Genomic DNA, 22434 nt, shown 5'->3' on the forward strand with positions numbered 1-22434 from the left:
TGTGAATCATGACAGTCGACGACGTGCCTCTTTCCCCGACAGCGCGAACCGTGGTGATGCGGAGTAGCAACCGTGCCAGCCTCGAACGGGCAACGTTGCTCGACGTCCTATGCTCGGCGCGCATCTGTCATGTCGGCGTGGTCGTGGCTGGATTGCCTCGCGTCGTACCGACGGTGTTCGGTGTGGATCCCAACGGTCCGGACAGCGAGGGCACGCTGTATCTCCACGGGTCAGTGGCATCACGCAGCATGAGCGATGCTCCCGAGCAGGACATCTGCGTCACTACGACCGTCGTCGACGGACTCGTCCTTGCTCGATCGGCATTCCACCATTCGATGAATTACCGAAGTGCCGTCGTGGTCGGCCGGCCCCGCAGAGTGGAGGACGCCGATGAACGGATTCGGGCGCTGGACGCGATAGTCGATCAGGTGGTCCCCGGAAGGAGCGCGCATCTGCGTTCGCATACGAGGAAGGAGCTTGCTGCGACCGCGATACTGGCGCTTCCGATGTACGAGGCGTCGGTGAAATCGCGGGCCGGTGGACCCGCCGACGACGACCACGACATTCGACAGAGCGACGTGTGGGCGGGCGTCGTCCCGGTGTGGGAGGCGATCGGTGACGCCGAACCTGCCGAGAATCTCGCGGAAGAAATACCGGTGCCGGACCATGTAGATGCTCTGGGCCGGAACGCATTTCGGCGGTGAACGCTGTTGCAGGAGAGGCAGATCGGGCTGTGGCTGTCATCACATGCGGCTGTTGCAGCGCGAGGCGGGACCGATGACGTGACGCTACGAGGTCGAGCTGCGTAAATGCCCCAAGACCGTCGGTCGACCTGCCGATTTGCGTTGGTGTGGTTGGTGGCGTAACTTTTGTCGAGTCAGAGCGACGGACACCGACCCGGTCTTCACGGACTGGGTGAACGAGGTTGGACGTGTGGCTCGGCAGGTTGTGTCCCCCAAGAGTCGGGCCTTGTGTCCGAGACCAAGCTGGGATACGCTGGAACAGTTGCCCTCGAGGCCGACGGACTGTGTGTTCGTGGGGTGAGAGTGTGTGCGTGTTCTTTGAGAACTCAACAGTGTGTCGATGAATGTCAGTGCCGAATTTATTTTGGTGAATGCATTCGATGTATCAGCCATCCGCTTGTGGTGGTTGTTGTCGGGTGTTGTTTGAAATGCTAGTTGAGTTTTTTTGCTAGTGATTTGACTTGATGTCTTTGACTGATTCACGGTCCCTTGTGGGGTCCGTTGTTTCGCAGGTCTTTTACGGAGAGTTTGATCCTGGCTCAGGACGAACGCTGGCGGCGTGCTTAACACATGCAAGTCGAGCGGTAAGGCCTTTCGGGGTACACGAGCGGCGAACGGGTGAGTAACACGTGGGTGATCTGCCCTGCACTCTGGGATAAGCTTGGGAAACTGGGTCTAATACCGGATATGACCGCATGCCGCATGGTGTGTGGTGGAAAGATTTATCGGTGCAGGATGGGCCCGCGGCCTATCAGCTTGTTGGTGGGGTAATGGCCTACCAAGGCGACGACGGGTAGCCGACCTGAGAGGGTGACCGGCCACACTGGGACTGAGACACGGCCCAGACTCCTACGGGAGGCAGCAGTGGGGAATATTGCACAATGGGCGGAAGCCTGATGCAGCGACGCCGCGTGAGGGATGAAGGCCTTCGGGTTGTAAACCTCTTTCAGCAGGGACGAAGCGTGAGTGACGGTACCTGCAGAAGAAGCACCGGCTAACTACGTGCCAGCAGCCGCGGTAATACGTAGGGTGCGAGCGTTGTCCGGAATTACTGGGCGTAAAGAGTTCGTAGGCGGTTTGTCGCGTCGTTTGTGAAAACCCGGGGCTCAACTTCGGGCTTGCAGGCGATACGGGCAGACTTGAGTGTTTCAGGGGAGACTGGAATTCCTGGTGTAGCGGTGAAATGCGCAGATATCAGGAGGAACACCGGTGGCGAAGGCGGGTCTCTGGGAAACAACTGACGCTGAGGAACGAAAGCGTGGGTAGCAAACAGGATTAGATACCCTGGTAGTCCACGCCGTAAACGGTGGGCGCTAGGTGTGGGTTCCTTCCACGGGATCTGTGCCGTAGCTAACGCATTAAGCGCCCCGCCTGGGGAGTACGGCCGCAAGGCTAAAACTCAAAGGAATTGACGGGGGCCCGCACAAGCGGCGGAGCATGTGGATTAATTCGATGCAACGCGAAGAACCTTACCTGGGTTTGACATACACCGGAAAACCGTAGAGATACGGTCCCCCTTGTGGTCGGTGTACAGGTGGTGCATGGCTGTCGTCAGCTCGTGTCGTGAGATGTTGGGTTAAGTCCCGCAACGAGCGCAACCCTTGTCTTATGTTGCCAGCGCGTTATGGCGGGGACTCGTAAGAGACTGCCGGGGTCAACTCGGAGGAAGGTGGGGACGACGTCAAGTCATCATGCCCCTTATGTCCAGGGCTTCACACATGCTACAATGGCCAGTACAGAGGGCTGCGAGACCGTGAGGTGGAGCGAATCCCTTAAAGCTGGTCTCAGTTCGGATCGGGGTCTGCAACTCGACCCCGTGAAGTCGGAGTCGCTAGTAATCGCAGATCAGCAACGCTGCGGTGAATACGTTCCCGGGCCTTGTACACACCGCCCGTCACGTCATGAAAGTCGGTAACACCCGAAGCCGGTGGCCTAACCCCTTGTGGGAGGGAGCCGTCGAAGGTGGGATCGGCGATTGGGACGAAGTCGTAACAAGGTAGCCGTACCGGAAGGTGCGGCTGGATCACCTCCTTTCTAAGGAGCATTCTCCAGAACATGTACCAGCACACAGGTGCTCGGATGATGGTCTGGCAGAGCCCGTTTCGTTCCCACACGTGGAACGGCGGGAGCTCACGGGTGGAACACTGACAACGAGATCCTGCAGAACGCGAAACCATGTTTCGCCGGCAGGGACTATATCGATGCACTGTTGGGTCCTGAGAGAACACGTGAGTGTTTCTTTCTAGGCAAGACATATACGGGCAAGAGATTGTGTTTACATCGCATCGCTTCGGTGGTGGCTGGTAGCACGTGTGGTTTCTTGGTTGTGTGTTGTTTGAGAATTGCACAGTGGACGCGAGCATCTTTGTTGTAAGTAATGAAGAGCGTACGGTGGATGCCTTGGCACCAGGAGCCGATGAAGGACGTAGGAGGCTGCGATAAGCCTCGGGGAGCTGTCAACCGAGCTGTGATCCGAGGGTGTCCGAATGGGGAAACCCAGCACGAGTGATGTCGTGTTACCTGCACCTGAATATATAGGGTGTGTGGAGGGAACGTGGGGAAGTGAAACATCTCAGTACCCACAGGAAGAGAAAACAATAGTGATTCCGTGAGTAGTGGCGAGCGAAAGCGGATGAGGCCAAACTTTGTGCGTGTGATACCCGGCAGGGGTTGCGTATGGAGGGTTGTGGGGTTTGCATTGTCGATTCTGCCGGATCGGCCGACAGTGAGAAATTGTGGTGTTAGTCGAAGTGGTCTGGAACGGCCTGTCGTAGAGGGTGAGAGTCCCGTAGACGAAAACATTGCAACTGTCGTTGTGGATACCCAAGTAGCAGCGGGCCCGTGAAATCTGCTGTGAATCTGTCGGGACCACCCGATAAGCCTGAATACTCCCTGGTGACCGATAGCGGACTAGTACCGTGAGGGAAAGGTGAAAAGTACCCCGGGAGGGGAGTGAAATAGTACCTGAAACCGTGCGCTTACAATCCGTCAAAGCCGGTGCATGATTCGTCATGGCTGGTGATGGCGTGCCTTTTGAAGAATGAGCCTGCGAGTTAGTGGCATGTCGCGAGGTTAACCCGTGTGGGGTAGCCGTAGCGAAAGCGAGTCCGAATAGGGCGTATCCACCTTGTGTGGTGTAGTGGCGTGTTCTAGACCCGAAGCGGAGTGATCTACCCATGGCCAGGTTGAAGCGACGGTAAGACGTCGTGGAGGACCGAACCCACTTAGGTTGAAAACTGAGGGGATGAGTTGTGGGTAGGGGTGAAAGGCCAATCAAACTCCGTGATAGCTGGTTCTCCCCGAAATGCATTTAGGTGCAGCGTCACGTGTTTCTCACCGGAGGTAGAGCTACTGGATGGTCTAGGGGGCCTACAAGCTTACCGAAATCAGCCAAACTCCGAATGCCGGTGAGTGAGAGCGTGGCAGTGAGACTGCGGGCGATAAGGTTCGTAGTCGAGAGGGAAACAGCCCAGATCGCCAGCTAAGGTCCCTAAGCGTGTACTAAGTGGAAAAGGATGTGGGGTCGCGAAGACAACCAGGAGGTTGGCTTAGAAGCAGCCACCCTTGAAAGAGTGCGTAATAGCTCACTGGTCAAGTGATCCTGCGCCGACAATGTAGCGGGGCTCAAGTACACCACCGAAGCTGCGGCACTCACACAACAGCCCCATGCAGGTCTGCGGATCTGTGTGCAGGTGTGTGGGTGGGTAGGGGAGCGTCGTGCAGCCATGGAAGCATCGGAGTGATCCAGGTGTGGAGGCTGCGCGAGTGAGAATGCAGGCATGAGTAGCGAAAGACGAGTGAGAAACTCGTCCGCCGAATGACCAAGGGTTCCTGGGCCAGGTTAATCCGCCCAGGGTGAGTCGGGACCTAAGACGAGGCCGACAGGCGTAGCCGATGGACAACGGGTTGATATTCCCGTACCCGTGTAACCGCGCCCATGGTGAATCAGTGATACTAACCACCCTGAATCTCGCTTACTTCACGCCTTCGGGTGTGCGGGGGCGGGTGGATGCGTGGGACCTGATCTGGTAGTAGCCAAGCGATGGGGTGACGCAGGAAGGTAGCTGGGCCAGTCAGTGGTTGTACTGGTGTAAGCCTGTAGGGCGAACGGTAGGCAAATCCGCCGTTCACTAAGCCTGAGAGGTGATGCGTAGCCGATTGAGGCGAATTCAGTGATCCTATGCTGCCGAGAAAAGCCTCTAGTGAGTTGTTACACGGCCCGTACCCCAAACCGACACAGGTGGTCAGGTAGAGAATACTAAGGCGATCGAGATAACTATGGTTAAGGAACTCGGCAAAATGCCCCCGTAACTTCGGGAGAAGGGGGGCCCCTGCCGGTGATCACTCTTGCAGTGTGAGCTGGTGTGGGCCGCAGAGACCAGTGAGAAGCGACTGTTTACTAAAAACACAGGTCCGTGCGAAGTCGTAAGACGATGTATACGGACTGACGCCTGCCCGGTGCTGGAAGGTTAAGAGGACCGGTTAGCCAGTGATGGCGAAGCTGAGAATTTAAGCCCCAGTAAACGGCGGTGGTAACTATAACCATCCTAAGGTAGCGAAATTCCTTGTCGGGTAAGTTCCGACCTGCACGAATGGCGTAACGACTTCTCAGCTGTCTCAACCATAGACTCGGCGAAATTGCATTACGAGTAAAGATGCTCGTTACGCGCGGCAGGACGAAAAGACCCCGGGACCTTCACTACAGCTTGGTATTGGTGTTCGGTTCGGTTTGTGTAGGATAGGTGGGAGACTGTGAAGCGGTGACGCCAGTTACTGTGGAGTCGTTGTTGAAATACCACTCTGATCGTATTGGATACCTCAACCTCGGACCATGATCTGGTTCAGGGACAGTGCCTGGTGGGTAGTTTAACTGGGGCGGTTGCCTCCTAAAATGTAACGGAGGCGCCCAAAGGTTCCCTCAGCCTGGTTGGCAATCAGGTGTCGAGTGCAAGTGCACAAGGGAGCTTGACTGTGAGACTGACAAGTCGAGCAGGGACGAAAGTCGGGACTAGTGATCCGGCACCGGCAAGTGGAAGCGGTGTCGCTCAACGGATAAAAGGTACCCCGGGGATAACAGGCTGATCTTCCCCAAGAGTCCATATCGACGGGATGGTTTGGCACCTCGATGTCGGCTCGTCGCATCCTGGGGCTGGAGTAGGTCCCAAGGGTTGGGCTGTTCGCCCATTAAAGCGGCACGCGAGCTGGGTTTAGAACGTCGTGAGACAGTTCGGTCTCTATCCGCCGCGCGCGTAAGAAACTTGAGGAAGGCTGTCCCTAGTACGAGAGGACCGGGACGGACGAACCTCTGGTGTGCCAGTTGTTCCACCAGGAGCACCGCTGGTTGGCTACGTTCGGAAGGGATAACCGCTGAAAGCATCTAAGCGGGAAGCCTGTTCCAAGATGAGGTTTCTCACCCCCTCGAGGGGGTAAGGCCCCCGGCAGACCACCGGGTTGATAGGCCAGAACTGGAAGCCCAGTAATGGGTGCAGGTGACTGGTACTAATAGGCCGAGGACTTACCACAAAGAAGCTACGCGTCCACTGTGCAATATCTGAAACAACACACGTTTCAGCACAACAATTGAATGAACCCAGTACGTCACCGATCCAGATCCGGTGGCACCGCTGATGTTCCGTGTGTAACTGTTTCGCAGAGTTACGGCGGCCATAGCGGAGGGGAAACGCCCGGTCCCATTCCGAACCCGGAAGCTAAGCCCTCCAGCGCCGATGGTACTGCACTCGACAGGGTGTGGGAGAGTAGGACACCGCCGAACACAATTTCCCAGAACACCCCCAGACCACCCGGTCCGGGGGTGTTCTGCATTTCGAAACCACAACCACAACAACCCATATCCCCGCGACAAACGCGCACGCAAACGCCGTGCGCGCACACAATCGCACCCCGGACACCCACCAATCCCCGCGCACCCGACGAACGCGCGCGCATTCGCGGAATGGCGAGCACCGCACAGCAGCGCGCGCCTACCCGATCTCGACCCAACCACCACCACCACCACCACTGCAGCCGGCATCAGCCCACATCCCCGCGACAAATGCGCGCGCAGTCGCCATCCGTGCGCACAATCGCGGCCCGGACACCCACCATTTCCCGCGCACTCGAGGAACGCGCGCGCATTAGCGGTCCGCCGAGGGTTGAACCCGGGTGCCGCCGTCCGCAGAGCTACCCGTCACTCTGACGAGGCTCAGCGAAATTCCCCAACCGCGCTCACCGAAATTCCCCACTCGTGAGCGAACTTCACTGTAGTGGTTGGCGGGTTCCTGTGGTGGCTTTGCGGAGCTTCTCCGATCTGGCGTTGTGGTCTCGGAGACGGTAGGAATCACCGTCGAGGTTGAGCACGACGGATCGATGCAGAAGCCGGTCGAGCATGGCTGCTGCGACGGTGTTGTCACCGAGCACTTCACCCCACGATCCCACGCCACGGTTGGTGGTCATCACGATCGACGTCTTCATATACCGTTGCGAGACAACCTGAAACAACGCCGACGCTGCCTCGCCGGGCAACGGTAGGTAGCCGAGTTCATCAACGACGAGAAGTGTCGGTCCAGCGTAGAACCGCATCGTCGTAGCCCACCTTCCTTCGAGAGCGGCTCGATGACAGCGGGCAGCGAGATCAGCTGCGGTGGTGAAATACGTTCGATAGCCGGCATGAGCTGCGGCACGCGCCAGCCCGACCGACAGATGCGTTTTGCCGACCCCGGGCGGGCCGATGAGCAGCACATTCGTCGCTGTCTCCAAGTATCGGCAGGTCGCCAACTCCTCGATCAACTTCCTGTCGACACCAGCGGCTGCGTCGTAGTCGAAGTCCTCGAGCGATGCCGGTGTCGGCAGGCACGCGAATCGGAGTCTGCCGTTCAGTCGGCGGGCTTCGGTGGCCTCGACCTCGATCGAGAGCAACCGGTCCAACGCCGCGGTCATCGACAGTTCTTCGGCGGCTGCTTGATCGAGGACCGACGGCAGCGCTTCGGCGGCGTCGTGAAGTTTCAGGACAGCGAGATGCCCCCGCAGGCGTTGGTAAAGGCTGGCTGCAGCGGCGGTGTTCGGGGCCGGTAACCGGTCGGCGTTCGTGGCAGCTTTCTGGTCGGTCATGACAGGGTGTTCCTTCCGTGTGCGGCGCGTTCATAGATCGACAGGTCGTAGATAATCGCTCCTGCGGTATCGGATTCGGTTGCGTGACTGTCGTTTTCCGATCTGTCCGCTGCGTCGGGATATGTTGCACTGGTTGTTGTTCGGAGCTTCTCTGCAGCGGCGAGTGCGTCCGGTCCGGGCGGAATACGTTCCTTGCGGCGGTGCGGACGTCCGGTGTTCGCGCCGGCCATCGCTGCTTGCTCGAGGGCGTAGATGTGGCCGTGATCGCGGACCATCGCCCCGGTCCCATCGGCCGCCAGCCGGTGCCGGGCGATGGCGATACCCGAGGTGGTGACGATGTCGATGACGTCGGTCCCGAGAACGTGGGTGACGGTGACCTGCGCGGACGCGAGCTCGGGCGGCACTGAGTAGCGGTTGCCGCGGTAGGACACCAACGCCTGCCGGGATACGACTCGATGAGTGGACAGGATCGCGGGATACGCGGACGGCGGCATCGGATGCAGTCCTTCGGCGGTGGCGATCGTCGCTACCGAAGTTTTGCCGTCCTTCGTCGGCCGCAAGCGAGTATCGCCGCGCAGACTGCAGAACCGATCGAGGCTCGCTTGGGCTTGCTCGACGCTCAGATCGTCGGAGAGATTTCGCCACCACCGCTGCGCTGCAGTGTGATTGGACTTCTCCACTGCACCTTTGCGGTTGCCGCGCCTCGGTGGGCAGATCGCAACGGAGACACCGTAATGTTTCGCGACGCCGGTGAAGCTGGCGGTGACCCGGCCGGACTCGGGGTGGCAGACTGTGGCCATTCGGTCGAACCGCCAGACTCGGCTGATCCCGCCGAGGCCTCGGCAGATCCGGTCGAGTCCGTCGACGACATGTGGTTGGGTCATGTTCGGTGCGAGGACGCCGCGCCATTTGCCCGAACACGCCAGAGTTCCGACGAACAGGTGGGCCATCGATCCCCAGCCCCACGAGGCGGGTGGGTTGGGTAGATCGACCCAATCCCATTGTGTCTCTTCCCCTGGCGGGTGTTCGATGACCGCGTTGGGTCTTTCGGTGGCCGTCAGGCACGCTTGGCAGATCGGCCGGAGTTTGAGTTCGCGGATCTTGCGGTGCAGCGTTTGATACGACATCAGATAGCCGAGGTCCTCGAGTTCGTCGCAGAGCGTGCGGACCCACAGGTGTGGGTCGTCGATCAGACGTGCAGTGACGTAGGCGAGGAACACCTCGAATGGGTCCGGTGCGCTGCGTTTACGCACCCCGGGAGTGGTGGTGCCGTTCAGGTACGACCTGATGGTCTTGCGGTCGCGGCCGGTGTGACGCGCGATGTCCGCGATCTTCCAGCCTCGTTTGTGCAAGGCGTTGATTTCCACATCTTCCTCCTGTGTAAGCATGAGGAGCGGGTCTCCTTCGGATAGCTGGTGCGTGGTCAGAGACCATCAGCTTCGTTGGAGACCCGCCCTCGTTGGCGGTGCCACACGGGTGGGGAATTTCGATGAGCGCTAGTGGGGAATTTCGATGAGCGCCGTCAACTCCGACGAACGCATGGGTAATCGCCAACCGCGCGCACAATCGCACCCCGGACACCCACCATTTCCCGCGCACCCGACGAACGCGCGCGCATTCGCGACGAGCGGGGTCGCGGCCTGAACTCGGGTGCGGGCAGACGACGCGACTGCGGACCGCGAATACGAGCGCAAAGGCGCGCGCATTCGCCACCTGCGCGCGGAATCGCACCCCGACCAGCCCCATTTCCCGCGCACCTGACGAACGCGCGCGCATTTGCGGAATGCGGTACCGACGCGACGGGCTGCGGCAACTGCAAGGACCGGTAATGCGAGTCAGGCGTGCACGGCAACAGGCTCGTCGGCGGTGACTTTCACATCCTTGGGGTTCGCGAGTACCGTCTCGGCGGATCGTCCTCGGAGCGTCACGCGATCGCCGAATTCCCAACGCTGCGCTTCGTCGTCCGAGGCGCCGTCCACGGCGGTCTTCGATGCAAGGATCGCTCCGGGGGAATTTTTCGCCAGCTCGGACAGGCGAGCGGCCTCGTTCACCGGGTCTCCGATGACCGTGTACTCGAATCGGGACTTCGCACCGACATTGCCGGCGACAGCGCGTCCCGCCGCGACGCCGACTGCGGCGCTGCATTCGGGAACTTCGACCACGAGTCGTCGGGCAATTGCTCGTGCCGCAGCCAGCGCCGAGCCACAGTGGTCGGGAATTTCGTTGGGGGCTCCGAAGATGGCCAGAGCCGCGTCGCCCTCGAACTTGTTGATGAAGCCGCCGTGCTCGTCTACCTCGTCGACCACCACGGCGAAGAACCGGTTGAGCAGGTCCACGACCTCGGTAGGGGGTCGCGATGCTGCCAGCTCCGTCGATCCCACGAGGTCGATGAAGAACACGGCGATATCGCGTTCCTGTCCGCCGAGCTCGCTCTCGGATTGCAGGGCCTTCTCGGCGACCTCGTGTCCTACGTGTCTGCCGAAGAGGTCTCGAATCTTCTCCCGATCGCGCACTCCGTCGGCCATGCGGTTGAACCCACTCTGCAGCTCGCCGAGCTCGGTGCCGTCGTACACCGCAAGGCGGACATCCATGTTGCCCTTCTCCACCTCGGCCATGCCCGCCCGCACGTTGTTGATCGGGGACGTCGTCGCGAAACCACCGAGCACGGTCAGCGCAAGGCCGAAAACGATGGTGATTCCTCCGAGGGACAGGATGCAGACCGCGAGCTGTGTCGCTGTCGTTTCGGGGTTGATGAAGCGGAAGATGGCGATGATCATCAATCCGCTGACCGGCACGCCGGTGCCCAACAGCCACGACAGAATCGATCGGCCCATGACTCCGGCAATACGGATTCGGCGAGGATCCCCGGCTTCGAGGGCCCGAGCGGCAGCGGGACGAAGCGCAAATTCACTGAGTAGGTAGCTGAACGCGCAGACGACGGTGCCACCTGCCGCGATCGTGAACGCAACCTTGGGAATCGACGCCGCGTCGATGATGCCGTCGATCGTGGTGAGCAGCAGCAAGGCTCCTATCCAGAGCAGAATCTGGATTCGAGTCAGACGCCACGGCATTGCGAGGGTCGCGACCTGCTCCTCGCGGCTGGGTTGACGGTCCTCGATTGCCCACCGCAGGCTTCGCAGAGCGTGCGTGGTGCCCCAGACAGCACCGACGACGAAAGCCACGAACACGTATACCGGGACGACGATGAAATTCACCCACCAGTACTGATCCGTTCGCAGAACGTCCGGTCCGGGCACCACTACGCTGATCAGAACCCCCACGATGACTGCACCGATCAGGTTCGACAGGATCAGAAACACCGTCAGCAACAGCTGGATTCGGATCCGTCGTCGACGCGGCGACTCGGAGGTGTCGCCGAGCAGGCGGGAACCCAGGGGAGCGGCAGATCGTCTCAATTGCGGCATGGTCGTCACAGACTAACGGGGCTCCTGCCTTAAGGTGGTCGAGTGCGTCTAGTTATTGCTCGTTGCCAAGTCGACTACGTCGGCCGCCTCACCGCACATCTCCCGTCCGCTCGTCGCCTGCTTCTCGTCAAGTCCGACGGATCGGTCAGCGTGCATGCGGACGACAGGGCCTACAAGCCGCTGAACTGGATGTCGCCGCCCTGCTGGACGGTAGAAACCACCGAGGGCGAGACGATCAAGTGGGTCGTCACCAACAAGGCCGGCGAAGAACTTCGTATCACCATCGATGACGTCGAACTCGACTCGAGCCACGAGTTGGGCATCGATCCCGGATTGGTGAAAGACGGTGTGGAGGCCCATCTTCAGGAGCTGCTGGCCGAGCATGTCAGTACCTTGGGTGACGGTTACACGCTCGTGCGGCGCGAGTACATGACGGCTATCGGACCGGTGGATCTGCTGTGCCGCAACGCTGATGGCGGAACCGTGGCGGTCGAGATCAAGCGACGTGGCGAGATCGACGGCGTCGAGCAGTTGACCCGGTACTTGGAGCTTCTCAACCGTGATCCGCTGCTGGCTCCGGTGAGCGGTGTCTTCGCTGCCCAGGTGATCAAGCCTCAGGCGAAGACGCTGGCCACCGATCGCGGCATTCGTTGTCTCACACTCGACTACGACGTCCTGCGCGGAACCGACAGCACCGAGTTCAGGCTTTTCTGACGACCGTCCGTGTCCGCCGGCGTGTTCTCTACACTGGACGGGTGCCCCGTCGTAATCAGCCCCGCAGAGCGAATCGGAGCGGCCCGAGTGTTCTCGGCCCGCCGACCGATTCCGTGCTGGGCGGCAATCGGGTCGAGGTCGGTCCGGACGGAGACACGTACACGACTCGGATGATCCCCGGTGCCAAGGCGGTCAAGACGTATCGCTGCCCCGGCTGCGATCACGAGGTGCGGCCGGGCGTCGCACACATCGTGGCGTGGCCGTCGGACGATTTCGGCGGTGCCGACAATCGTCGGCATTGGCACACCGGGTGTTGGTCCGGGCGAAACACGCGAGGCCTCACCCGTAGATGGTCGTAGCGGGGGAGGCCAGGCGCAGGATCAGCCGAATCAGGACGAGGAGTCGGCCGATTCCTTCTGTTCCTCGGCCTTCGCGGCCGCTTTCTCTTCTTCCTTCTTCAGGATGGCCGTCGGGTCGGGGTTGTCGAGCAGCTCGCTTTCGCGATTGACCGAGGCGAGCATCGCCGGAACCGAATCGAGCTGGCCCCGGATTCCGAGCAGCTGGGCCAGTACGCGGCTGCGCAGCACACGCAGCTCCTCGGCCAGTTCCTTGGAGTGCGCGATCCGCCTTTCGGCCTGTTCACTGGCGGACTGAAGCCGTCGAGCAGCCTCGGTCGTCGCCTCTTCGATGCGTCGGGCGGCATCGGCCTTGCTGGACGCCTCTAGTTCCTCGAGGGCGGTGAGCACCTTGGTTCGGCGCTCGGCCATCGTGATCTCGAAGTCTTCCTGAACCTTGGCGCGCTTGGCCTCGGATTCGGCGGCCAACTTGTCGCGCTCGGCCTGCGCGGCCTCGACCACTCGGGCCGCCTCCGTGCGCGCCTGAGCCATGGTCTGCTCATGTTCGGCTTCGAGTGCCGTTCGGCGCTCTTCGAGTTCGGCCACCAGTGACTCGTGCCGTCCGCGCAGTCGGGCACTCTCCTGCTGCGCAACGGAGATCATTTCCTCGGACTCCGAGTGCGCCTTGGCGCGTACCTCGGATGCCTCGTCCGAGGCCAACCGCAGCATGCGTGAGATTCGATCGCTCATCCCCTCCGCCGTGGTGGGCGGAACCGACAGGCGATCGATGTCCTTGCGCAGTTCGTCGATCTCGTCGCGAGCGTCGTCGAGCTGCTTGGCCAGATCACGAGCCTGCGCTGCGGCCGCATCACGATCTGCGGTCGTCAGCCGTAGTTCGGCGTCGAATCGCTCGAAGTAGTTGGTGACTTCGTCGCGATCGAACCCTTTCCGGACGATGGAAAAGGGAAGTTGCACCGTGGAAGTGCGCTCATGATCGATGGCCATGGCCGTCAATTTACCGGTGAGTCAAGTAGAGGGCCATACGGTTCGCTCACCGAGTTCGCTCAGTGCGAATTGTGATCGGGTTCGACGAGTTCGATGAGCACTCCACCGGCGTCCTTGGGATGGACGAAGTTGATCCGAGAATCGGCGGTGCCGCGGCGCGGGGCGTCGTACAGCAACCGAACTCCGCGAGCGCGCAACTCGGTCGAGATCTCTTCGATGTCGGTGACGCGGTAGGCCAACTGCTGCAGTCCCGGGCCGTTGCGGCCGATGAACTTGGCGATGGTGGACGACTCGTCGATCGGTGCCAGCAACTGCAGTGCAGCGGACTTCTCCGTCGCTCCGGGGAAGGAGAGCATCGCCTCGCGGACACCCTGTTCCTCGTTGATCTCCTCGTGCACGGCAATCATGCCGAGGTGGTCTGTGTACCAGGCGATCGCGGCATCGAGATCGGGCACCGCGACACCCACGTGGTCGATAGCCGTCACCAGGTCGGAGCGCAGCGGGGCTCCCGTGTAAGACTGCGTGCTGGAGGTCATGGCCATGACGTTAGCGCCAGCTGCGTTTCGGTGTTCCGCCCGGCCGGTATCGGAAGGGAGCGTCGGAGCGTTGATCTCGACAAGGCCGTCTTCATACTTTCGGAGGAAATCGTGACCACAACAGTCATCGTCGCCGGTGCTCGTACGCCCGTCGGGCGCTTCTCGGGTGCACTCAAGGACTTCTCGGGATCGGACCTCGGCGGTATCGCCATCAAGGGCGCACTCGAGAAGGCCGGTGTTGCTCCGGATCAGGTCGACTACGTCATCATGGGCCAGGTTCTCACCGCCGGTGCGGGCCAGATTCCAGCCCGTCAGGCTGCGGTTGCTGCTGGTATTCCGATGACCGTGCCTGCCCTGACGATCAACAAGGTGTGCCTGTCCGGAGTCGACGCCATCGCATTGGCCGACCAGCTGATTCGTGCCGGTGAATTCGAGATTGTCGTCGCCGGTGGCCAGGAGTCGATGACCCAGGCACCGCACATGCTCGAGAAGTCGCGCGCCGGGTTCAAGTACGGCGATGTCACCATGCGTGACCACCTCGCGTACGACGGTCTGTACGACATCTTCACCGATCAGGCCATGGGTGCGCTGACCGAGCAGCGCAACCAGAGCACCGAGGTCATCACTCGCGAGGAGCAGGACACCTTCGCCGCCGCGTCGCATCAGAAAGCCGCAGCGGCCTGGAAGAACGGCGTCTTCGACGACGAAGTGGTTTCGGTCTCGATCCCGCAGCGCAAGGGTGAGCCGATTGAATTCACCGCAGACGAAGGCATCCGCGCCGACACCACCGTCGACTCCCTCGGCAAGCTTCGCCCCGCATTCGACAAGGTCGGCACCGTGACCGCCGGATCGGCGTCACAGATTTCCGACGGTGCCGCCGCCGTCGTGTTGATGAGCAAGGAGAAGGCGGAGTCGCTCGGTCTGACCTGGCTCGCCGAGATCGGTGCCCACGGAGTGGTCGCCGGTCCCGACTCCACACTGCAGTCACAGCCGGCTCGCGCGATCGTCAAGGCATGCGAGAAGGACGGCATCGACCCGAAGGATCTCGACGTCGTCGAGATCAACGAGGCGTTCGCAGCGGTCGGAATCGCGTCGACGCGTGAGCTGGGCATCGATCCCGAGATCGTGAATGTCAACGGCGGAGCGATCTCGATCGGGCATCCTCTCGGCATGTCGGGAGCTCGCATCGCCTTGCATCTGGCTCTCGAGCTGCAGCGACGCGGCGGCGGAGTGGGCGCGGCCGCCCTGTGCGGCGGCGGTGGACAGGGCGACGCCCTCATCGTTCGAGTCCCGAAGCAGTAGGCGCGTGGTGGCTCTGGCGCGGGACTGAGACCAGAGCCACTACGTTCCGTCGTAGCAAACCGGGCACAATAGCGGGTATGACCAACTTCTTCGACCTGAGCAGTACAGCCAAACGCTTCCGCTTCGTCGCTGTGCTCGAAGCGTTCACCTGGCTGGGTCTGCTGATCGGAATGGCGTTCAAGTACATCCCTGCCGATGGCAACGAAATCGGCGTGAAGATCTTCGGGCCCATCCACGGCGGCGTGTTCGTCGTGTATCTGGTCGTCGCCGTGTTGACGGCGGTCAAGCTCAAATGGGACATCAAGGCGACCCTGCTGGCGCTCGTCGCGGCGTTCCCCCCGTTCGGCACCGTGATCTTCGAGATCTGGGCCGCGCGCACCGGCCGTCTCGCCGAGTTGAGCACCGGCAGGCCCGCAGCCGATGCCAAGGTTCTGTCCTGACCGACCTGCACCGCCCGCCAGTGGATGACGCATCGCGTTAGTGACAAACTGTAGGGCGTGACTCGACCCGGTTCCCGTCCTCCCGTCCGCCCGTCAGCTGTTGTTCCCGCATCCATTGCCGGTGCCGTCGACCTGTCCGTTCTCAAGGACCGTCCGGCACCTGCACCCGCGGCCGAATCCGCAGGCGACGCGGGAGGACTGGCACCGATCGTGGACGTGACCGCGGCTACGTTCGAGGCCGAAGTTCTGCAACGGTCCACGCAGGTTCCGGTGATCGTCGACCTGGGGTCTGCTCGTTCGCCGCAGTCCCAGGCGTTGACGCGTCAGCTCGGACAGCTGGCCGTCGAGGCCGCGGGAACGTGGGTGCTCGCGCGGGTCGACGTGGACTCCAGCCCGCAGATCGCGCAGGCATTCGGCGTTCAGGCCATTCCGACGGTCGTTGCCGTGGCAGCGGGCCAGCCTCTGGCCGACTTCCAGGGCACCCAGTCGGACGAGCAGTTGCGTCAGTGGCTGCAGGCAGTGGAGCAGGCCACGGCCGGCAAGCTCAGTGGTCCGCCCGGAGTCGCGGCTGCCGAGCCGGAACCCGAGATCGAGGATCCGCGGATCGTCGCAGCCGAAGAGGCCATCGACGAGGGTGATTTCGTGAAGGCAGAAGCTGCCTACCAGGCGATCATCGACGCCGAACCGAAGAACACCGAGGCCGTCGCCGCACTGCGTCAGGTCAAATTCCTTGCGCGTGTGCAGAATCTGGCACCGGACGCGATTGCACTCGCCGACGCCGACGCCGGAAACGTTCAGGCTCGGATCGATGCCGCAGACGCCGAGATGGCCGGTCAACAACCGGAGCAGGCTTTTGCGCGGTTGATCGACGGTATCAAGATCAGCGCCGGCGACGACCGAACTGCGCTGCGCACCCGTCTGCTCGAGCTGTTCGAGTTGTTCGATTCGGCCGATCCGCTGGTGGTTTCTGCGCGACGCAAGCTTGCGTCGGCCCTGTACTGACAGCGGTACTCAGCTGTAGCGTGCGTCGCACCGTTCCTTGCCGCCGAGAACTCCCGAACGGAAGGCATCGACTCGGGAGAAGCCGGACGGCAGGGTCGTACCGTTGACGTCGCTGGCGGCGAGGCCGTCACTGAGCAGTCCGGACACGGCCTCGTCGAGATCGCCGGGGGAGAGCCAGACTTCGAGGTCCGTCGTTCCGCTCTCGAGGCTCATCGCCGAGGTGATCACTCCGGACAGACAGGCCGATCGCAGGGCGGCCTGCGGATCGTCGAGCGACTGGCCTGCTTCCCTCTGCACCGCGAGCGTGTAGCGCGAGGCGAACAGCACGTAGGCGCTGTAGTCGCCGGAAACGTTGAGCGGCAGGATATCTCCGCGTCGGGGTGTCTCGGGCTGTCCGACTTCGGCCAGGTCCTCGACGTCGACACCGATGGTGTTGGTCGCCGGGCAGTAGGACACCGGCGCGGTGGGCTCGGCGTCGGAGCACCCGGTATCCGAACCGGAATAGTCGATGTTCGGTGGAACGGCGACGGGCAGCACCGCTTCGAAGGACCGAGTGAAGGCTCCGAGGGTGTCCTCGGTGACCGGTAGCTCACCGGAGTCGTCCGGGTCGCTGAACTTCTGCGGCAACGATGCTCGACGCGAATCGATCTCGGCCTCGTCGATACCGGTGCAGATTGCCGCGCCGTCGGTGAAGCCGAGCTGCACTGCGGTGACGCGCTCGAAGGCAGAGCCGTGTACCGATTCCGGATCGTTGGGGTCGACATCGCGCACGGCGACTGTCGCGGCGAGAACTCCGTTGAGTCCGTCCGAGGTGTTGATGGTGAAGTGCGGTGCATCGTCTTCGGCGACGTGGCGGATGAACGCGCCGGCGAAGCAGTCGGCCTGTTGCTCGGCAACGATGGTCGGAGTGTCGTCGCCGACGAGGCCCGATTGATGCTGAATGGCGTGGCCGTATTCGTGGGCGATCACCATCACCACCGACATCGGTCCGAACGCGTCGACGAGAGCCGGGAGCAGAATGGTGCGATCCCACCCGATCGAGTCGTCGCGAGTGCAGTAGGCGGCGTTGGGAATACCGCCGGTGCGGTCTCCGCAGAATCTGATGCCCGATCCCTCGTCCTCGGACGCGTCCCACGAGACGACCTTCGAGACCGGGGTGAACGAGCCCTTGAACAAGTCGGGGTACTGCTCGGCCCAGAACTGCTGGATGTCGTCGATCGCGTTCGTGCCGAGAATGTCCGAGTCGGTGCCCTCGGCGTTCTCCACGGTGATCGTCGAATCGGGGACACCGGGACGGGGCCCGCTCGGCCCGTTCGTGACCGGAAGTCCGGCGACGGTGAACGGGTTCTCGTAGATCGATACCGCGTTTCCGCTGACGGTCTGTGCGCACGAGGTCAGCAGGAGCAGCCCTGCAGTGGCGGCCGCGGCCAGAAGTCGGGGTGTGCGGCCGCCACTCATCTATCGCTCCAGTTTTATCCAGATCGCCCCGTTGGCAGGAAGGGCGACCTGGCCTGACGCCGGTCGACCGTGCCACGAGTGCGATGTAGCCGTCACTTCACCCAGGTTGCCCACGCCGGAGCCCCCGTACTCCGTTGCATCGGTGTTGAGAATCTCGATCCAGCGGCCGGGTTCCGGTAGTCCCACACGATAGCTGCCGTGCTCGTTTCCGGAGAAGTTGAAAATACACGCGATGACCGAACCGTCGGATCCGTACCGCAGAAAGCTCAGCACGTTGTTCTCGGTGTCGTTGGCATCGATCCACGAGTATCCACTCGGCGAGGTGTCGAGTGTCCACAGCGCCGGATGGGTCTTGTACGTCGAGTTCAGATCGGACACAAGGGTTTTCACGCCGTTGTGCAGAGGTTCCTCGTCGATCTGATACCAGTCGAGACCGCGTTCCTCGGACCACTCACGGGTCTGCCCGAACTCCTGTCCCATGAACAGCAGTTGCTTACCGGGGTGCGCCCACATGTAGGCGAGCATTCCGCGCAGCCCTGCTGCCTTGGCGTAGTCGTCTCCGGGCATCCGAGTCCACAGAGTGCCCTTGCCGTGTACCACCTCGTCGTGGCTGATGGGGAGCAGGTAGTTCTCACTCCACGCATAGACCAGGGAGAAGGTGATCTCGTGGTGGTGGTAGCTGCGATGGATGGGGTCACGCCCGAGGAAGCCAAGGGTGTCGTGCATCCAGCCCATGTTCCACTTCATGTTGAACCCGAGTCCGCCGACGTTCGTCGGGCGGGTGACGCCGGGCCATGCGGTCGACTCCTCTGCCACCGTGACGACACCGCGGTGCTTCTTGTGCACCGTCGCGTTCATCTCCTGCAGGAAGGTCACGGCCTCGAGGTTCTCGCGGCCGCCGTAGATGTTCGGCGACCAGCCGCCCTCGGGACGGGAGTAGTCCAGGTACAGCATCGACGCCACGGCGTCGACGCGCAGTCCGTCGATGTGGAACTCGTCGATCCAGTACAGCGCGTTCGCGACCAGGAAGTTGCGCACCTCGCGCCGCCCGAAGTCGAAGACCAAAGTGCCCCAGTCGAGTTGCTCGCCGCGCTGCGGGTCACCGTGCTCGTAGAGCGGGCCGCCGTCGAACCGAGCCAGGGCCCATTCGTCCTTGGGGAAGTGGGCGGGAACCCAGTCGACGATGACACCGATTCCGGCACTGTGGAGGTGGTCGACGAAGTAGCGGAAATCGTCGGGGCTGCCGAAGCGAGAGGTCGGTGCGTAGTACGAGGTCACCTGGTATCCCCAGGACCCGCCGAACGGGTGCTCGGCGACCGGGAGCAGCTCCACGTGGGTGAAGCCGGTTTCGGTGACGTATTCGGCCAACTGCTCGGCGAGTTCGCGGTACCCCAGTCCCGGCCGCCAGGACGCCAGGTGGATCTCGTAGACGCTCATCGGTGCCTGCGTCGGCTCGATGCCGGCCCTCGTATCGAGCCAGGACTCGTCGTTCCAGGTGTACGAGGATGCAGTCACCACCGAGGCCGTCGACGGTGGAACCTCTGTGGCGAAGGCCATCGGGTCGGCCTTGTCCTTCACCGAGCCGTCGGAGCCGTGGACGCGGAACTTGTACAGCGCGCCCGGCGCGATGTCGGGCGCGAAGATCTCCCACACTCCGGTCGAGCCCAGTACGCGCATCGGCCATGTGCGGCCGGTCCAGCCGTCGAAATCGCCGACCAGCGTGACGCCCTGGGCTGCGGGTGCCCAGACCGCGAACGACGTGCCGGTGACGGGGCCGTCGGGTGTCGCGTACGACTGTTGGTGCGCGCCCAGAATGTCCCACAGACGCTCGTGTCTGCCCTCACCGAACAGGTGCAGATCGAGTTCGCCGAGAGTGGGCAGGAAGCGGTATCCGTCGGCGGATTCGGAGACGTGTCCACCGGGCCACGTCACCACGAGGCGGTAGTCGATCAGGTCCTCGAACGGGAGAAGGGCAGAGAAGACTCCGTGCGCGACGTGGGTCAGCTCGTGGTCGACGCCACCGATGCGGGCGACGACCTTCTCGGCGTCGGGCTTGAGGGCCCGGATCGCGGTTCCGCCCGGCACCGGGTGGGCACCGAGGACGGAATGCGGGTTGTAGTGCCGCCCTGCAGCGATGAGTTCGAGATCGTTGTCGGGCGGGGCTGCGACGGTGTCTTCGGGCGTCGTCGGATTCTCGGTCACGTTGAATCCCTTCACTTTCGGTTGCCGCGGTAGGCCAGTTCGATTCGTGCCGGGTACGGGATGTGGGGGAGCGTGAAGATGTGCGCCACCGACGTCCAGGGCTCGAGCCGAACGAAATTGGTGTGGCCCCAGTCGTAGTGAACGCCGCTCACTTCGTCCTTGATCGTGAGGGTGTCCTGCCAGTCGTGACCGAGGGCGGGCATGTCCAGGTGGATCGTGCCTTCCTCGGCTCCGAAGGGATTGAGGTTGATCACCACCAGGATCGAGTCACCGGTCTGCGGGTCGAACTTGGAGTATCCGATCAGCGCCTCGTTGTCGATGGTGTGGAAGTGGATGTTGCGGAGCTGCTGCAGCGCCGGATGCGCACGCCTGATCGCGTTCAGCGTGGTGATCCAGGGCTCGAGCGACTCGCCGCGGGCGAGTGCACCCTCGAAGTCGCGCGGACGCAGCTGGTACTTCTCCGAGTCCAGGTACTCCTCGCTGCCCTCTCGCACGGCTTGGTGCTCGAACAGCTCGTAGCCCGAGTAGACGCCCCAGGTGGGAGCCATCGTCGCCGCGAGAGCTGCTCGGAGAGCGAACATTCCGGGCCCGCCGTGCTGCAGGCTCTCGTGCAGGATGTCCGGGGTGTTGACGAACAGGTTCGGCCGCGCGTCGTCGGCGCGTCGAGCGTGTTCCTCGGCGAACTCGGTGAGTTCCCATTTCGCGGTACGCCACGTGAAGTAGGTGTACGACTGCGTGAAACCGCGCTGCGCCAACCCGTACATACGCACCGGGCGGGTGAACGCCTCGGCGAGGAACAGTACGTCCGGGTCGGTCTTCTTCACCTCGGCGATCAGCCATTCCCAGAAGTCCGGCGGCTTGGTGTGTGGATTGTCGACTCGGAAGACCTTGACGCCCAGCGAAATCCAGTATCGGACGACGCGGAGCACCTCTTCGTAGATGCCGCGTCGGTCGTTGTCGAAGTTGACCGGGTAGATGTCCTGGTACTTCTTCGGAGGGTTCTCGGCGTAGGCGATGGTGCCGTCCGGAAGGACGGTGAACCACTCGGAATGTGTTGCAGCCCAGGGATGATCGGGAGCAGCCTGGAGAGCGAGATCGAGCGCCACTTCGAGGTTGTGTTCCTGCGCGGCGGCGACGAACGCGCGGAAGTCGTCCTCGGTGCCCAGTTCGGGATGGATGGCGTCGTGCCCGCCGTCCTTCGAGCCGATGGCCCACGGCGACCCGACGTCCTCGGGGCCGGGCGTCAACGTGTTGTTCGGGCCCTTGCGGTTGATGGTGCCGATCGGGTGGATGGGCGGCAGGTAGACGATGTCGAATCCCATCCGCTCGATGCGGGGCAACTGCTCGATCGACGTCGCGAACGTGCCGTGCCGAGGCGAACCGTCCTCGTTCCACCCACCGGTCGACCGGGGGAAGAACTCGTACCACGCACCGTTGAGCGCGAGATTGCGATCGACCCACACGTTGACCGCACGAGATCGAGTCACCAATTCGCGCAGCGGATGCGCGAACAGCAGTTCGGCGACCGCCGGCGCGAACGCCGAGGACACGCGAGCCGGCAGCGGGCGGTCGGTATCGCGCAGCGCGGCGGCGACATCGGCCAGCATCTGCCTGCTCTCGGCCGGAACTCCGGTGGCGGCCCGCAGGAACAACCGGGCCCCGATCTCGAGGTCGTTGGCGAGTTCGTGGGCACTCTGGCCCACTCCGAGCTTGGCTTCGACGGCGTGACGCCAGGTGCTGATCGGATCGCTCCACGCTTCGATGCGGCAGATCCAGTAACCCGGCCGAGAGGGGACGAACACCGCGTCGAACGTGTCGGGTTCGCGGCCCGGTGTCATCGGGATGCGTTCGAGTTTGCCTCCAGGCCCGCGCACCGACAGTGTCGCGGCCACCGCATCGTGACCCTCGCGCCAGACGTCGGCGGAGACTGGAAACGTCTCGCCCACCACCGCTTTCGCGGGGTACTTCCCGGTCGTCGTATCTGGAAGGACATTGTCGATACCAAGTCGACCTGTCACTTCACACTCCATTCTTCGCTAGAGGTATGGCTGCGCGGGCGCAACCTCTGATCGAACCGATATTGGTGTGCTTCTACTCGTCAACCGTAGTGCAGCAATGCAGATGGCGCGTGCGCCGACGCATACTGCCCGCGGTGGGCACTACAT

The 22434-nt window shown here is 62.3% G+C and carries 14 protein-coding genes and 3 rRNA genes; 9 read left to right on the plus strand and 8 right to left on the minus strand.

Annotated elements, in window-relative coordinates; genetic code table 11:
* Positions 1-56 precede the first annotated feature (56 nt).
* The 4 genes from NY08_RS01290 to rrf all read left to right on the plus strand — a co-directional run bounded on the left by NY08_RS01290 (position 57) and on the right by rrf (position 6516).
* Positions 57-704: a pyridoxamine 5'-phosphate oxidase family protein gene (locus tag NY08_RS01290; RefSeq protein WP_442970832.1), complete on the plus strand. Its 648-nt coding sequence runs from the start codon at positions 57-59 to the stop codon at positions 702-704.
* A 555-nt stretch (positions 705-1259) separates the two neighbouring features.
* Positions 1260-2777 (plus strand): 16S ribosomal RNA (locus NY08_RS01295).
* A gap of 334 nt (positions 2778-3111) precedes the next feature.
* Positions 3112-6266: ribosomal RNA gene (locus NY08_RS01300) — 23S ribosomal RNA — on the plus strand.
* Positions 6267-6399: 133 nt separating this feature from the next.
* Positions 6400-6516, plus strand: a 5S ribosomal RNA gene (gene rrf, locus NY08_RS01305).
* The 16S, 23S and 5S rRNA genes sit together here, the layout of an rRNA operon.
* Positions 6517-6998: 482 nt before the next feature.
* Here the strand turns inward: rrf and istB are convergent.
* The 3 genes from istB to NY08_RS01320 form a co-directional block, all read right to left on the minus strand.
* The gene (istB, locus tag NY08_RS01310; protein ID WP_045194497.1) at positions 6999-7850 is read right to left on the minus strand and encodes an IS21-like element helper ATPase IstB; all 852 of its coding nucleotides are present in this window, start codon (positions 7848-7850) and stop codon (positions 6999-7001) included.
* Positions 7847-9238, minus strand: a complete 1392-nt coding sequence (locus NY08_RS01315; protein WP_045194499.1) for a Mu transposase domain-containing protein — start codon at positions 9236-9238, stop codon at positions 7847-7849. The genes istB and NY08_RS01315 overlap by 4 nt, the downstream gene beginning before the upstream one ends.
* A 447-nt stretch (positions 9239-9685) precedes the next feature.
* Positions 9686-11275, minus strand: coding sequence for an adenylate/guanylate cyclase domain-containing protein (locus NY08_RS01320; protein ID WP_045199496.1), 1590 nt, complete (start codon positions 11273-11275; stop codon positions 9686-9688).
* A 42-nt stretch (positions 11276-11317) separates the two neighbouring features.
* On the opposite strand from NY08_RS01320, the gene nucS reads away from it, so the two are divergent.
* Both nucS and NY08_RS01330 read left to right on the plus strand, forming a co-directional pair.
* Positions 11318-11989: an endonuclease NucS gene (nucS, locus tag NY08_RS01325; RefSeq protein WP_032394670.1), complete on the plus strand. Its 672-nt coding sequence runs from the start codon at positions 11318-11320 to the stop codon at positions 11987-11989.
* 41 nt (positions 11990-12030) lie between these two features.
* Positions 12031-12348 carry a hypothetical protein gene (locus tag NY08_RS01330; RefSeq protein WP_045194504.1) on the plus strand — a complete coding sequence of 106 codons (318 nt, stop codon included), beginning with the start codon at positions 12031-12033 and terminating at the stop codon, positions 12346-12348.
* A gap of 30 nt (positions 12349-12378) precedes the next feature.
* On the opposite strand, the gene NY08_RS01335 is transcribed toward NY08_RS01330, so the two are convergent.
* The gene (locus tag NY08_RS01335) at positions 12379-13329 is read right to left on the minus strand and encodes a hypothetical protein (RefSeq protein WP_032394669.1); all 951 of its coding nucleotides are present in this window, start codon (positions 13327-13329) and stop codon (positions 12379-12381) included.
* A gap of 59 nt (positions 13330-13388) precedes the next feature.
* Positions 13389-13871, minus strand: a complete 483-nt coding sequence (gene mce / locus NY08_RS01340; protein WP_373453929.1) for a methylmalonyl-CoA epimerase — start codon at positions 13869-13871, stop codon at positions 13389-13391.
* A gap of 105 nt (positions 13872-13976) precedes the next feature.
* On the opposite strand from mce, the gene NY08_RS01345 reads away from it, so the two are divergent.
* From NY08_RS01345 to NY08_RS01355, 3 genes are all read left to right on the plus strand, one after another.
* A complete protein-coding gene (locus NY08_RS01345; protein ID WP_045199500.1) occupies positions 13977-15167 on the plus strand; it encodes an acetyl-CoA C-acetyltransferase in 1191 nt (396 codons plus the stop codon).
* 68 nt (positions 15168-15235) lie between these two features.
* Entirely contained in the window at positions 15236-15607 is a 372-nt protein-coding gene (locus NY08_RS01350) for a DUF3817 domain-containing protein (protein ID WP_200893193.1), read from the plus strand.
* Between the two features lie 114 nt (positions 15608-15721).
* Positions 15722-16609, plus strand: coding sequence for a tetratricopeptide repeat protein (locus tag NY08_RS01355; protein WP_045199502.1), 888 nt, complete (start codon positions 15722-15724; stop codon positions 16607-16609).
* A 9-nt stretch (positions 16610-16618) separates the two neighbouring features.
* Here NY08_RS01355 and NY08_RS01360 read toward each other — a convergent pair whose 3' ends face one another.
* From NY08_RS01360 to NY08_RS01370, 3 genes are read right to left on the minus strand one after another with little or no spacing between them, the layout of a single operon-like run.
* Positions 16619-18067, minus strand: coding sequence for a metallopeptidase (locus tag NY08_RS01360; protein WP_045194508.1), 1449 nt, complete (start codon positions 18065-18067; stop codon positions 16619-16621).
* The gene (glgB, locus tag NY08_RS01365) at positions 18068-20269 is read right to left on the minus strand and encodes a 1,4-alpha-glucan branching protein GlgB (RefSeq protein ID WP_032394811.1); all 2202 of its coding nucleotides are present in this window, start codon (positions 20267-20269) and stop codon (positions 18068-18070) included.
* Positions 20270-20280: 11 nt separating this feature from the next.
* Positions 20281-22287, minus strand: coding sequence for an alpha-1,4-glucan--maltose-1-phosphate maltosyltransferase (locus NY08_RS01370; RefSeq protein ID WP_032394666.1), 2007 nt, complete (start codon positions 22285-22287; stop codon positions 20281-20283).
* Positions 22288-22434: the final 147 nt, after the last annotated feature.

Origin of the sequence: Rhodococcus sp. B7740 (genome assembly GCF_000954115.1) — a bacterium.
GTDB lineage: Bacteria > Actinomycetota > Actinomycetes > Mycobacteriales > Mycobacteriaceae > Rhodococcoides.

What these genes read in the sequence shown, in the direction of transcription:
- NY08_RS01360 (WP_045194508.1), bottom strand. Translation starts at nt 18,067, where the DNA reads ATGAGTGGCGGCCGCACACCCCGACTTCTGGCCGCGGCCGCCACTGCA.
- istB (WP_045194497.1), bottom strand. Translation starts at nt 7,850, where the DNA reads ATGACCGACCAGAAAGCTGCCACGAACGCCGACCGGTTACCGGCCCCG.
- NY08_RS01320 (WP_045199496.1), bottom strand. Translation starts at nt 11,275, where the DNA reads ATGCCGCAATTGAGACGATCTGCCGCTCCCCTGGGTTCCCGCCTGCTC.
- NY08_RS01335 (WP_032394669.1), bottom strand. Translation starts at nt 13,329, where the DNA reads ATGGCCATCGATCATGAGCGCACTTCCACGGTGCAACTTCCCTTTTCC.
- NY08_RS01290 (WP_442970832.1), top strand. Translation starts at nt 57, where the DNA reads ATGCGGAGTAGCAACCGTGCCAGCCTCGAACGGGCAACGTTGCTCGAC.
- mce (WP_373453929.1), bottom strand. Translation starts at nt 13,871, where the DNA reads ATGGCCATGACCTCCAGCACGCAGTCTTACACGGGAGCCCCGCTGCGC.
- NY08_RS01315 (WP_045194499.1), bottom strand. Translation starts at nt 9,238, where the DNA reads ATGCTTACACAGGAGGAAGATGTGGAAATCAACGCCTTGCACAAACGA.